The following is a 12578-nucleotide window of genomic DNA, read 5'->3' on the forward strand; positions in this document are numbered from 1 at the left end:
TTTTATTTCACAGATTGAGTCAAGGGAAACAAAAGGGGTGTGGCCATGTTTGAATTAGTTGATAGCATTCATCAGAACGCAGTAATCAAAGTGATCGGTGTTGGTGGTGGCGGCGGAAACGCAGTCAAACACATGATCGCCAGCAAAATTGAAGGCGTAGAATTTATTTGCGCCAACACCGACTCGCAAGCATTGAAAGATATTGATGCGCGCACCGTATTGCAGCTCGGCAATTCCATGACCAAAGGTCTGGGTGCTGGCGCTAATCCGGAAATCGGTCGTCAAGCTGCGATGGAAGATCGTGAGCGTATCGCCGAAGTATTGCGCGGTGCGGATATGGTGTTTATCGCCGCCGGTATGGGTGGTGGTACGGGTACGGGCGCGGCTCCCGTTGTTGCTGAAGTCGCGCGCGACCTCGGTATTTTGACCGTCGCCGTTGTGACCAAGCCGTTTCCATTCGAAGGCCGCAAGCGTATGGTAATTGCGGATGCTGGTATTAAAGAGTTGAGCGAACGTGTTGATTCGCTGATTACAATTCCTAACGAAAAATTGTTGTCAGTTTTGGGAAAATCAACCAGCTTGCTCGACGCTTTCAAAGCGGCAAACAATGTGCTGCTCGGTGCAGTGCAAGGTATTGCTGACCTGATTATCCGCCCGGGTATGATCAACGTAGACTTCGCTGACGTAAGAACAGTAATGTCGGAAATGGGTATGGCGATGATGGGTACTGGTCGTGCGACTGGTGAAAATCGTGCACGCGAAGCTGCTGAAGCGGCGATTCGCAGTCCATTGCTGGAAGATGTGAACCTGCAGGGCGCGCGCGGTATTCTGGTTAACATTACCGCTGGTATTGATCTGTCTTTGGGTGAGTACTCTGAAGTGGGCAGCATCATTGAAGAGTTTGCTTCAGGCGATGCGACTGTGGTTGTGGGTACGGTTATCGATCCTGAAATGACTAACGAGCTGCGCGTTACCGTGGTTGCAACGGGTCTGGGAATCGCAAAAGCCGCTGCGGCGGCGAAGGAAGTAAAACCAGCGCCGACTAAAGTGATCGACAACACCCGTCGCCCTGCAACTCCACCCGTAGATTATGCAGCGCTTGATCGTCCTGCACATCTGCGTGCTAACGCGCACTCATCCAACGCGGCTGCTTTGGCTGCACCGTTGGGGGATAAGGAATTGGAATATCTTGATATTCCTGCTTTCCTGCGTCGTCAGGCGGATTAATCGGCTTTTGGCTATAGGGGAGATTGCCAGTTTTAACTGGTTGGTAGTTTCCCTGATTGGTAACATGCCCATGAAAATCAAACCGTACCTGCTGTGCGGTGTTGAAACGGTAAGACGAGTAAGGGGTGAAAAATGATCAAACAGCGCACGCTTAAAAATGCGATACGTACTACAGGTGTCGGTTTGCATACAGGGGATCAGATCCATCTGACCCTTTTGCCCGCCCCTGTTGATACCGGCATAGTATTTCGCCGGGTGGATTTGAATCCGCCGGTAGAGATTAAAGCAACCGCGAAAAATGTAGGAGAAACGACACTTTCTACTTGCCTGATCAAAGATGACGTCCGTGTCTCCACCGTTGAGCACTTGATGTCGGCGATGGCCGGGTTGGGTATTGATAATGCGATTGTCGAATTAAATGCGCCTGAAATTCCGATCATGGATGGCAGCGCCGGTCCCTTTGTGTTTTTGATTCAATCTGCCGGTGTCCAGGAACAGAATGCGCCTAAAAAATTCGTCCGCATTAAAAAAGAAGTTACCTTGAGGGATGGTGACAAGTTCGCCAGCTTTATCCCTTTTGATGGCTTCAAAGTGTCTTTTTCTATCGAGTTTGATCATCCAGTATTTAAAGATCGTCGCCCGCAAACCGAACTGGAATTCTCCAGCTCGACCTTTGTGAAAGACATCAGCCGTGCACGCACCTTTGGGTTTATGCATGAGATTGAGTATCTGCGCTCCAAGGGGTTGGCTCGTGGCGGCAGTATGGATAACGCAATTGTGGTGGATCAATACAAGATTCTTAACGAGGATGGCCTGCGTTTTGAGGACGAGTTTGTGAAGCACAAGGTGTTGGATGCCATCGGCGATTTATACATGCTAGGCAATAGTTTGATCTGTGAATACAAGGCCCATAAGTCGGGGCATTCATTAAATAATCGGGCATTGCGATTGCTAATTGAACAGCCGGATGCCTGGGAGTTGGTCACATTTGAGGAAAACCAGCAATTACCCATTGCATATATGCAGCCCATAGCGGCAGCTTGATTCCATTTGGTGCAGTGTTCGTTTTGTGAACGCTGCCTAAATTTCCACTTGTTAAAACCTTCCTATCTGTGCGATATTTCGGACATGCACTCGTTTGGGTGTGTTGCAAGGAATCTCCGCACTGCCATATTTCCTTCGTGAAATTTGCGTAACTAGCTGTTTTAAAACACTTTTTATTAGCGGTTCAATAACCTGAAAGTGTTTTCATTAGATGTCAAACTGCGCCTCGCCTGGAAGTGAGTCGCGATCTGAAAGTCGAAATTTTTATCGAAAATTCCATCGGGTGAAACCCGAAGTGAACGGTTTTTAACCTATAAAAAAGTAGATTTCTGAATGAAGATTATTATCGTCAACAAAGATCATGCGCAGGCTCGCAGTTTCACCTTGGGTGGGTGGACTCGTGCGTTCCTGTCTGTATGTCTGCTGGGGATTCCCACCTTTGTTGGCGCTTGGGGTTATAGTTGGCTGGTATCGGACGAGCGCGATGGCTTCTTTAATACCGACACCAAAGCGTGGATGGATATTCTTTCCGCACGTGAATCTGAAATTGAGCAGGAGCGCGAAGCCTCCGAAGCACAGATAGCGGCGCTTACGAGTAAGATGGGCGAACTGCAAGCGCGCTTGATGCGGCTTGATGCCCTTGGTGAAAAGCTCACCTCGGCTGCTAATCTGGAGCAGGGGGAATTTGATTTCAGCCAAGTCCCTGCACTTGGCGGCCCCTCCAAAGCAAGCCCGGATACTCTTTACGCCACCCCTGATTTTTTTGCTGCAATAGATCAGCTCTCCCAGCAAGTCGATAGTCGCGAGCAACAACTCAACACCATAGAAGCATTGCTTACCAATCGTAGTTTACAGCAGGAGACTTTGGTTTCCGGTGCGCCTGTTGCCAATGCATGGGTTTCGTCGCGTTATGGTTATCGCAAGGATCCCTTTACGGGCAAGACCGAGTTTCATTCGGGGATAGATTTCACTGCCCGCAAAGGTAGTAAAGTCAGCACAGTTGCTGCTGGTATCGTCAATTGGTCCGGCCGCCACCCTGAATATGGCAACATGGTCGAGATCAAACACGGCGACGGTTTGGTTACCCGTTATGCGCATAACACCTCTAATCTTGTTAAGGCGGGTGATGTTGTAAAAAAGGGGCAAGTGATTGCCCTGTCGGGATCAACCGGGCGATCAACAGCACCCCATGTCCACTTTGAAGTCTATAAAAATGGTCGCGTAGTCGATCCTGCCAGTTATATCCGCCGCACCAACCGCTAAGTTATTTCCCCTCAGCTGACAGCAGATTCTCACTTGCTTTAGTCGGCACCTTCCTATTTACTTGCCAGCCTTGCCTTCGGGCACATTTAGGTTATTTCGCCTGTATTTCGCTGTGCAAAATGTATTCAGTCTATTGGATTTTTACGGTATTAAAAAATGATCGGTAAGTTAATCAAGGCAGTTTTTGGTTCAAAAAATGAGCGCGAATTAAAGCGCATGAATAAAGTTGTACAGCGCATTAACGCGCTTGAACCTGATATGGAAAAGCTCAGTGACGAACAACTCAAGGCAAAAACAGCAGAATTTCGCGAACGTTTTCAGAAGGGTGAAGCCTTAGATCAATTATTGCCAGAAGCATTTGCGACTGTGCGCGAAGCAGGACGCCGTGTGCTAGGCATGCGTCACTTTGATGTGCAGATGATTGGTGGTATGACTTTGCACGAAGGCCGCATTGCAGAGATGCGTACCGGTGAAGGTAAAACCTTGGTATCTACTCTGCCAAGTTATCTCCATGCTTTGGCTGGTAAAGGTGTACACATTGTCACCGTAAACGATTATCTGGCGAGCCGTGACGCCAACTGGATGATGCCACTCTATGAATTTTTAGGTATGACGGTTGGTGTTATTCAATCCATGCAGCCACAAGCGGTTAAGCGTGCTGCTTATGCTGCTGATGTAACCTACGGGACCAACAACGAATACGGTTTTGATTACCTGCGCGATAACATGGCGTTAAGTAAACGCGATAAAGTTCAGCGCGATCTTAATTTTGCTGTTATCGATGAGGTGGATTCGATTCTTATCGATGAAGCGCGAACACCTCTGATTATTTCCGGCGCAGCAGAAAATAGTGCGGAAATGTATAAGCGTGTTAATCAGTTAGTATTAAAACTGAAACGTCAGATTGATAACGGTGAAGACGGTGATCGTCGCGTTATTACTGATCCCGGTCATTTCAGTGTTGATGAAAAATCGCGTCAGGTTGAATTAACGGAAGATGGCCATCAAAAAGTAGAAGATTTATTGATTCAAGCTGGCCTGTTACAGCCCGATCAAAATCTTTATGCGGCGAATAATCTGTCGCTATTGCATCATGTTAACTCTGCTCTGCGCGCTCATGCACTTTTCCATCTGAATGTGGAATACATCGTTCAGGAAGGACAAGTGGTATTAATTGATGAGCACACTGGTCGTACTATGCCCGGTCGTCGCTTGTCGGAAGGTCTGCATCAAGCAATTGAGGCTAAAGAAGGTGTGGCGATTCAAAGTGAGAGCCAGACTCTCGCATCAACTACATTCCAAAATTACTTCCGTCTCTATCCAACCTTATCCGGTATGACCGGTACCGCAGATACCGAAGCTTATGAATTCCGTGAAATTTATGGCTTGGATGTGGTGGTAATTCCTACTAACAAAACTGTATTGCGTTTGGATATGAACGATAAGGTTTTCCTGTCGCTCGAAGAAAAATATCTCGCTATTGTTGAAGATATTAAATTGTTCCAAGCTAAAAATGCTCCAATTTTGGTGGGCACCGCATCGATTGAAACTTCGGAAGAAATGTCGCGCCGTTTGACCTCTGCAGGCATCAAACACCGGGTGCTCAATGCGAAGTTTCACGCACAGGAAGCAGAAATTATTGCGCAGGCAGGGCGTCCTGCGACTGTGACTATTGCTACCAACATGGCTGGTCGTGGTACTGACATCGTATTAGGTGGCCGTTGGGAATCTGATGTCGCCGAGCTTGAAAACCCAACACCAGAACAAGTTGAAGCTGTTAAAGCTGAGTGGAAAATTCGCCATGAAACTGTACTGGCAGCAGGTGGTTTGCACATCATTGGTACTGAGCGCCACGAGTCGCGCCGCATTGATAACCAGTTGCGTGGTCGTGCTGGTCGTCAGGGTGACCCAGGTTTAACCCGTTTCTATTTGTCGCTCGAAGATAATTTGATGCGCATTTTTGCCTCCGAACGCGTGCGTAATTTTATGCAAGCATTGGGTATGGAAAAAGGTGAAGCAATTGAACACCGCATGGTGAATAACGCTATCGAAAAAGCGCAGCGTAAAGTAGAAGGCCGTAACTTTGATATTCGTAAACAATTGCTTGAATTTGATGATGTCGCTAACGATCAGCGCCAAATTATTTACCATCAGCGCAATGAATTGTTGGATGCCGACTCAATCCGCGAAACCATAACTGCTGTTCGTGAAGAAGTGGTAGATGATTTGGTGAATGGATTTATTCCGCCACAATCCATTGAAGATCAATGGGATGTTCCTGGTTTGGAAAAGCAAATTGAAGCCGATTTTGGCTTACGTTTGCCTATTGCCAAATGGTTGGAAGAAGATACCCGTTTACATGAAGAAACCTTGCGCAAGAAAATTCTTGCAGAAATCCAGGGCGCTTATGATGCGAAATGCGAACGTGTCGGCGAGATCATGTTGGAAATTGAAAAGCAGGTTATGTTGCAGGTGCTCGACAATGCATGGAAAGATCACCTCGCCACTATGGATCACTTGCGCCAGGGAATTAATTTGCGTTCATATGCGCAAAAAAATCCAAAACAAGAATACAAGCGTGAGGCTTTTGAACTTTTCCAAAGTTTGTTGATGACTGTGAAGCGTGAAACTGTCCATTTGATGGCGCGTGTTGAGCCGATTTCACGTGAGCAAATGGAAGAGATGGAAAATCAGCGCCGCGAAGAATTGGCACGTCAAAAAATGCAGCTGCGCCACGATGAACTTTCTGCTCTTGGGCAGCCAGAGGAACCACAAGCAGCAGCTCCTCGTGCCCAGGTGGTGCGTGAAGGTCGTAAGATCGGGCGCAATGATCCCTGCCCCTGCGGATCAGGCAAAAAGTACAAAAGTTGTCACGGCTCCCTGGAATAGTTTCTGCACTAACAGAGCCTCGCAATTGCGAGGCTCTGTGCATTTAAGTGCGGCTAACCGAAAGAATTTGATTCTGAACAAATATCGAGATTTATATTATGGCAGTTGGTGAATATCCTTTTCCGCACATGCACCCAGTGAAAGGTGTGAAGTTAACCGCTGTGAGTGCAGGTATTAAAAAAGTGGGGCGTCGCGACGTGGTTTTATTTGAACTCGCTGAGGGCAGCGCTGTTGCCGGTGTGTTCACTAAGAATGCATTTTGCGCCGCTCCTGTTACTGTGTGCAGAGAGCATCTTGCTGCTGCACCCATCCGTTTTTTGGTTATTAATTCGGGTAATGCTAACGCTTGTACTGGCGAGCAAGGTTTGCTGGATGCAAAAGCTACCTGCGCAGCGATTGCGGAGTTAAAGGGTATTAAACCTGAGCAGGTGCTACCATTCTCGACAGGTGTTATTGGCGAACCATTGCCGGTGCAAAAAATTATTGCAGTAGTACCTGAAGCTTTGGAAAAAGCGAATGAGAATGGTTGGGATGACGCCGGAGCGGGCATCATGACAACCGATACTCGCCCCAAAGGTTTCAGCCAGCAATTTGACTATCAAGGCAGGATCATTACTGTCAACGGCATCTCCAAAGGTGCTGGTATGATTAAACCCAATATGGCAACGATGCTGGGTTATATCGCAACTGATGCAAAAGTCTCGCAAGCGTTGTTGCAAGAATTAGCGCGTGAAGCCGCTGATAAATCATTCAATCGCATCACGATTGATGGCGATACATCTACTAACGACTCGTGTATTTTAATGGCCACAGGTCAAGTAGACCTGCCTGAGATCAACCAGGCAAGCGGCGAACTTTACGAAAAGTTGCGCGACTTGATTATTGCTGCACACATCCATCTTGCCAAAAGTATTGTGAGTGATGGTGAAGGTGCAACCAAATTCGTAACTGTTGCAGTAAGTGGTGGCGCCAATCGCGATGAGTGTCTAGATGTTGCCTACGCCGTGGCGCATTCACCGCTGATTAAAACTGCGCTCTTTGCTTCTGATCCTAACTGGGGGCGCATTGTAGCGGCAATTGGTTATGCAGGTGTTCCAGACTTGGATGCAACAAAAGTTCGAGTTCATCTAAACGATACGTTGATTGTTGAGCATGGCGGTCGCGCAAAAACTTATACCGAAGAACAAGGCCAGGCAGTTATGAGCCAGGCTGATATAGCGATTAAAATCAACTTGGGCCGTGGGGACTTTGCCGAAACAGTATGGACTACGGACCTCTCCTATGAATATGTTCGCATCAATGCGGACTATCGCTCCTAATTTCCTCGTAATTAACCGTGACTAAGTTAGTGCATGTTGCCGTTGGTGTTATCGTTAACGCCGACGGCAAAATTTTAATCGCCAAGCGCCCGGTAAGTGCCCATCAGGGAGGCTTGTGGGAGTTTCCTGGTGGTAAGGTGGATGCTGGTGAGGTCATCGAGCAGGCGCTTGTGCGTGAGCTACATGAGGAGTTGGCGATTGATGTGCTTGCCAGCCAACCATTGATTCAGATTCGCCACCATTACCCTGATAAATCCGTTCTGCTTGATGTCCATAAAATCACCCAATTTCTTGGCACTCCTATCGGCAACGAAGGGCAACCAATCCAGTGGGTTGATGCTAAAGAGCTGAACAATTTTGCGTTTCCTGCAGCTAATCGACCCATTATTTCAGCAATTAATTTGCCGGAAAAATATGCGATTACGGGGGCTTATCTTAATAACGTTGATTTTATGGTGCGCCTGAATCGCGTTTTGGCGGAGGGTCTTCGCATAGTGCAATTCCGTGTTGCTGATTTTCGTGTGGATACTCATCAATCCTTATTAGATGAAGCAATTCACGCGGTCAACCAATCAAATGCACGTTTGGTAATTAATAGTTCGCTTGCGGAATTTAATCACCTAACTCATTCCCTCCCGGAAAAAAAATTAGGATTACATCTCAATCGCCATCATGCGTTAGAAATTAATGCGCGGCCAGTTGGGCAGGACGTATTGTTTGGTGTTTCTTGCCACAGCACTGAAGAGATTCTGCATGCGCAAAATATTGGTGCTGATTATTTGCTCTTATCACCCGTGTTGCCCACAGCATCACATCCATCAGCAAATCCACTCGGATGGGATTCATTTTGTGCGCTCGTGGAGTTTGCCAACATTCCTGTTTATGCCTTGGGTGGAGTAAGTGAAGAGCATATAAAAATTGCTCAGTCGTGCGGTGCGCAAGGTGTAGCAGGCATTAGTGCCTGGTGGTGATTTTCAACTGAATCATTAGCAAAACCTACTAATGATTTGTGTCGTCCTCTGAGTTGATATCTAAATTATCTCCCGCAATGCGGTGACTTTCGCTTGCCCACTCCCCCAAATCAATCAAGCGGCACCGATCACTACAAAATGGTCGGTGCGGGAATTCGTCATTCCATAGCACTGCCTTTTTGCACGAGGGGCAGGCGAGTTCGAGCGAAGTTAAATCAGAATTTGATGTGGTATTTTGCATAAATAATCAGTTCGTTTTTGCAGTGGATTGCGCTAATTCGAGATAGAGCTGATGGAGTTTTTCAACTTGAGCATCAAGCTCACTAATACTGCCATGGTTTTGGATAATGTCAGTCGCCCGCGCGCAGCGCTCCTGGCGTGAGAGTTGGGTTTGCATAATGGCCTTTATCTGCGCTTCATTGTTTTTATCGCGGTGGCTTGCGCGTTCAAGTTGGTGTTGTTCACTGGTGTCGATTACCAATATGCGATCGACTAACTGAAACTGCTGAGTTTCCAGTAGTAGTGGCGATGCAAGAATAACGTACATGCTAGAAGCTCCCGCTAGCTGCCTGCGAATTTCTGCATTAATGATTGGGTGGAGCAGCGATTCAAGCCATTGTTTTTCAGTGGGATTAGAAAAGATAATGTCCCGCAGTTTACTGCGTTGCAGGACACCTGCCGCATCCAGAATATCTGGTCCAAAATGTGCGGCAATTTGTGTTAATGCCGGTTTGCCCGGCTCAACTACTTCGCGTGCGACCACATCTGCATCGACAACCAGTATGCCGCGCTCTACAAATCGTTTGCTGGCTTCGGACTTGCCACTGCCAATCCCGCCAGTCAGTCCAATAATTAGAGGCATTTTTTTTCAGCCTAATGTGCTACAAAAAGTTTTAAGTAGGATTGGTTAATGGTGTCACCCCAGATAAATGCAATCCAGCCAGCAATGGCTAGGTAGGGGCCAAAGGGGATGGGAATATTTTTATCGCGGCCGCGGATAACAATCATGCTGATACCAATAACGGCTCCAACCAGAGACGACAACAAAATAATTTGCGGCAACATTTGCCAGCCCATCCAGGCTCCGAGTGCGGCAAGTAATTTAAAGTCGCCGTAGCCCATTCCCTCTTTGCCGGTCAGCAATTTAAACACTTTATAGACAGACCAAAGCGCCAAATAACCTGCTATCGCGCCCCAGACTGCGCTCGGCAGGTCGGTAAATGCGCCGAAACTATTTGCAATCAATCCGAGCCAGAGTAGCGGAAGCGTTATGTCGTCGGGTAACAGATAAGTGTCAAAGTCAATCATGGTCAACGCTATAAGCGACCAGGTAAACAGCAGTGCAGCTAAACCGCTCCAAGTAACACCAACATAATAAATAACCGCGACGGATAGCAATCCAGTTACCAATTCGATTATGGGGTAGCGAGCAGAGATGTTAGCTTTGCAGTTAGAGCATTTTCCACGCAAGAATAAGTAGCTCAAAACAGGAATATTTTCCCAAGGCTTAATCTTGTGGCTGCAATGAGGGCAGCGGGAAACAGGAACCATCAAATTAAATGGTTCCTGTTTTGAATCGCTTGCGGCAAGGGTGGCTATGTCGCCATCATTAGTTAAATAATCACGACATTGGTCTTGCCAATCGCGTTCCATCATTTTTGGCAGGCGATAAATAACAACGTTTAAAAAGCTACCAACGAGTAAGCCAAGTACCAAAGTGCAAGCCAAACCCAATAATGGGTAGGCTTGCAGAGCTGAAAAAAATGTCACGTTTATACAACCGCACCGAGTTGGAAGATAGGCATATACATGGCAATCATTAATCCGCCTACCAGTACACCTAGCACTGACATGATTAAAGGTTCGAGCAATGAAGTGAGGCTATCGACCATATTATCTACAGCTTCCTCATAATAAACGGCAACTTTGTCTAGCATCGCATCCAGCGCACCCGACTCTTCACCGATTGCGGACATCTGAATTAATAATGTCGGAAAAATACCTTTTGCTTTTAATGCAGTATTTAATTGAATACCGGTTGATACATCGTCTCTCACTTTTATTATTGCATCTGCATAAATTCTATTACCAGCCGCGCCAGCAACCGAGGTAAGTGCATCAATCAAAGGAACGCCTGCAGCAAAGGTTGTTGCCAGTGTTCGAGCAAACCTGGCCATCACAGAAAGATATAAAATTTGGCCTACAATAGGAAATTTCAACATGTATTTATCTACGGCATATGCAAAGGCGGATGAGCGTTTGACGCCCTCTTTAAATGCAAATATAGATGCAATCATGCCTACTAAAATCATGAACCAATACGCTTGAGCAAGCTCTGATAAGTGCAAAACGAATAAGGTAAAAGCGGGAAGGTCTGCGCCGAAGCTACTAAAGGTTTCAGCAAATTGAGGTACAACTTTTACTAATAATATTCCAGTGACAATAATGGCAACAGCGACAACAGCAATAGGATATGTCATTGCTTTTTTAATTTTAGCTTTCAGTGCTTCCGTTTTTTCTTTATAAGTCGCGATGCGATCCAGCATGGTTTCCAGTGCACCTGACTGCTCTCCTGCATCGACAAGATTGCAAAAAAGATCATCGAAGTATTTGGGGTGTTCCCTTAGTGAGTTTGCAAAGCCTCCGCCAGCGGCAACACTATCGCGGATCTGTAATACAAGCTTGCGCAAATTAGGGTTCTCTAGCCCATCGGCAACAATGTCGAAAGCTTGGACTAGAGGCACACCTGCTTTCATCATGGTTGCCATTTGGCGAGAAAAAATAGCTATATCTGCAGGCTTGATTGCCTTGCCACTAGATCCGAATAAAGGCTTCGCCTTTTTAGACACGGATCGTGAAGTGATCCCTTGTTTAGCCAGCAGGGTTTTAACAATAGTCGGGCTGCCACCGTTAATTTCGCCCTGAATCTTGTTCCCTTTCTTATCTACACCTTTATAAACATAGGTATTGGTTGTTGGAATTTGTTTTGCCTTTGCTGTTGCGGCTTTCGATTTTGCCGCAGACGAGCTGGCTGATTTTGTTGTAGATGCTAATGCCATGGAATTAATCCTTGGTGACTCGGTTGGCCTCTTCGAGGCTGGTTAATCCCATTGCGGTCTTGCGCAATGCGGATACCCTAAGGTTATTAAAGCCAGCTTCCTTAGCAGCACGCGCAATTTGAAGTGAATTGCCTCCTTCCATTATAAGGTTGGCAATCAAGGGGGTGATGCGAACCACTTCATATACCCCTACTCGTCCTTTATAACCACCATTGCATTTTTCACAACCAACAGGGTGAAAGAGCTGGAATTCTGCGCGCGGAATACCTATTTCGTCAAATCCCTCTTGAGTGAGAATGTCTGCCGGAATATCGGTTGCAGGCTTTTTACAAGCAGGGCACAAACGGCGCGCAAGTCTTTGGGCGATAATAAGGCTTACGCTGGTAGCTACGTTAAATGCAGGAACGCCCATGTTAAGCAGGCGAGTCAAAGTCTCTGGTGCTGAGTTGGTGTGTAGGGTAGATAACACCAAGTGACCCGTTTGCGATGCTTTAATTGCAATCTCAGCTGTTTCCAAGTCGCGAATCTCACCGACCATGATGATATCCGGGTCTTGCCGCAAGAATGAGCGCAGCGCTTCTGCAAACGTAAGGCCCACGCGCGCATTCATTTGTACCTGGTTAACGCCCTCTAAGTTAATTTCCACAGGGTCTTCTGCTGTTGAAATATTTACCTCGGCGGTGTTAAGGATATTCAGGCCTGTATAAAGCGATACGGTTTTACCGCTACCCGTTGGCCCTGTAACCAGCACAATGCCGCGCGGATATTCACAGATTTCCTTGAAAATCTTGGGTGCGTTCAGCTCT

At 46.9% G+C, this 12578-nt stretch carries 11 protein-coding genes; 6 read left to right on the plus strand and 5 right to left on the minus strand.

The window, feature by feature from the left end:
• Window positions 1-45: 45 nt before the first annotated feature.
• The 6 genes from ftsZ to ACWA6V_RS08255 all read left to right on the plus strand — a co-directional run bounded on the left by ftsZ (window position 46) and on the right by ACWA6V_RS08255 (window position 8713).
• Window positions 46-1227 carry a cell division protein FtsZ gene (ftsZ, locus tag ACWA6V_RS08230; RefSeq protein ID WP_331353208.1) on the plus strand — a complete coding sequence of 394 codons (1182 nt, stop codon included), beginning with the start codon at window positions 46-48 and terminating at the stop codon, window positions 1225-1227.
• 132 nt (window positions 1228-1359) lie between these two features.
• Window positions 1360-2271: a UDP-3-O-acyl-N-acetylglucosamine deacetylase gene (gene lpxC / locus ACWA6V_RS08235; RefSeq protein ID WP_449522029.1), complete on the plus strand. Its 912-nt coding sequence runs from the start codon at window positions 1360-1362 to the stop codon at window positions 2269-2271.
• A gap of 333 nt (window positions 2272-2604) precedes the next feature.
• Window positions 2605-3534 (plus strand): peptidoglycan DD-metalloendopeptidase family protein, encoded by a 930-nt coding sequence (locus ACWA6V_RS08240; protein ID WP_310075305.1) that lies wholly within the window; start codon window positions 2605-2607, stop codon window positions 3532-3534.
• 156 nt (window positions 3535-3690) lie between these two features.
• Window positions 3691-6423 carry a preprotein translocase subunit SecA gene (gene secA / locus ACWA6V_RS08245; protein WP_449522030.1) on the plus strand — a complete coding sequence of 911 codons (2733 nt, stop codon included), beginning with the start codon at window positions 3691-3693 and terminating at the stop codon, window positions 6421-6423.
• Window positions 6424-6521: 98 nt separating this feature from the next.
• On the plus strand, window positions 6522-7742 hold the full coding sequence (argJ, locus tag ACWA6V_RS08250; RefSeq protein ID WP_449522031.1) for a bifunctional glutamate N-acetyltransferase/amino-acid acetyltransferase ArgJ: 1221 nt from the start codon (window positions 6522-6524) through the stop codon (window positions 7740-7742).
• Between the two features lie 17 nt (window positions 7743-7759).
• The gene (locus tag ACWA6V_RS08255; RefSeq protein ID WP_449522032.1) at window positions 7760-8713 is read left to right on the plus strand and encodes a Nudix family hydrolase; all 954 of its coding nucleotides are present in this window, start codon (window positions 7760-7762) and stop codon (window positions 8711-8713) included.
• 28 nt (window positions 8714-8741) lie between these two features.
• On the opposite strand, the gene yacG is transcribed toward ACWA6V_RS08255, so the two are convergent.
• The 5 genes from yacG to ACWA6V_RS08280 all read right to left on the minus strand — a co-directional run.
• The gene (gene yacG / locus ACWA6V_RS08260; protein WP_449522033.1) at window positions 8742-8954 is read right to left on the minus strand and encodes a DNA gyrase inhibitor YacG; all 213 of its coding nucleotides are present in this window, start codon (window positions 8952-8954) and stop codon (window positions 8742-8744) included.
• 6 nt (window positions 8955-8960) lie between these two features.
• Window positions 8961-9575, minus strand: coding sequence for a dephospho-CoA kinase (coaE, locus tag ACWA6V_RS08265; protein WP_449522034.1), 615 nt, complete (start codon window positions 9573-9575; stop codon window positions 8961-8963).
• An 11-nt stretch (window positions 9576-9586) separates the two neighbouring features.
• The gene (locus ACWA6V_RS08270) at window positions 9587-10483 is read right to left on the minus strand and encodes a prepilin peptidase (RefSeq protein ID WP_449522035.1); all 897 of its coding nucleotides are present in this window, start codon (window positions 10481-10483) and stop codon (window positions 9587-9589) included.
• A gap of 2 nt (window positions 10484-10485) precedes the next feature.
• A complete protein-coding gene (locus tag ACWA6V_RS08275; protein WP_449522036.1) occupies window positions 10486-11772 on the minus strand; it encodes a type II secretion system F family protein in 1287 nt (428 codons plus the stop codon).
• Window positions 11773-11776: 4 nt separating this feature from the next.
• Window positions 11777-12578, minus strand: an 802-nt coding sequence (locus ACWA6V_RS08280; protein WP_449522037.1) for a GspE/PulE family protein, incomplete at its 5' end; no start/stop codon positions are given.

This window comes from Cellvibrio sp., from assembly GCF_053579595.1.

Bases quoted from the DNA above. Each gene is read 5' to 3' on its own strand.
- ftsZ (WP_331353208.1), top strand. From the start codon at position 46: ATGTTTGAATTAGTTGATAGCATTCATCAGAACGCAGTAATCAAAGTG.
- lpxC (WP_449522029.1), top strand. From the start codon at position 1,360: ATGATCAAACAGCGCACGCTTAAAAATGCGATACGTACTACAGGTGTC.
- ACWA6V_RS08240 (WP_310075305.1), top strand. From the start codon at position 2,605: ATGAAGATTATTATCGTCAACAAAGATCATGCGCAGGCTCGCAGTTTC.
- secA (WP_449522030.1), top strand. From the start codon at position 3,691: ATGATCGGTAAGTTAATCAAGGCAGTTTTTGGTTCAAAAAATGAGCGC.
- argJ (WP_449522031.1), top strand. From the start codon at position 6,522: ATGGCAGTTGGTGAATATCCTTTTCCGCACATGCACCCAGTGAAAGGT.
- yacG (WP_449522033.1), bottom strand. From the start codon at position 8,954: ATGCAAAATACCACATCAAATTCTGATTTAACTTCGCTCGAACTCGCC.
- coaE (WP_449522034.1), bottom strand. From the start codon at position 9,575: ATGCCTCTAATTATTGGACTGACTGGCGGGATTGGCAGTGGCAAGTCC.
- ACWA6V_RS08275 (WP_449522036.1), bottom strand. From the start codon at position 11,772: ATGGCATTAGCATCTACAACAAAATCAGCCAGCTCGTCTGCGGCAAAA.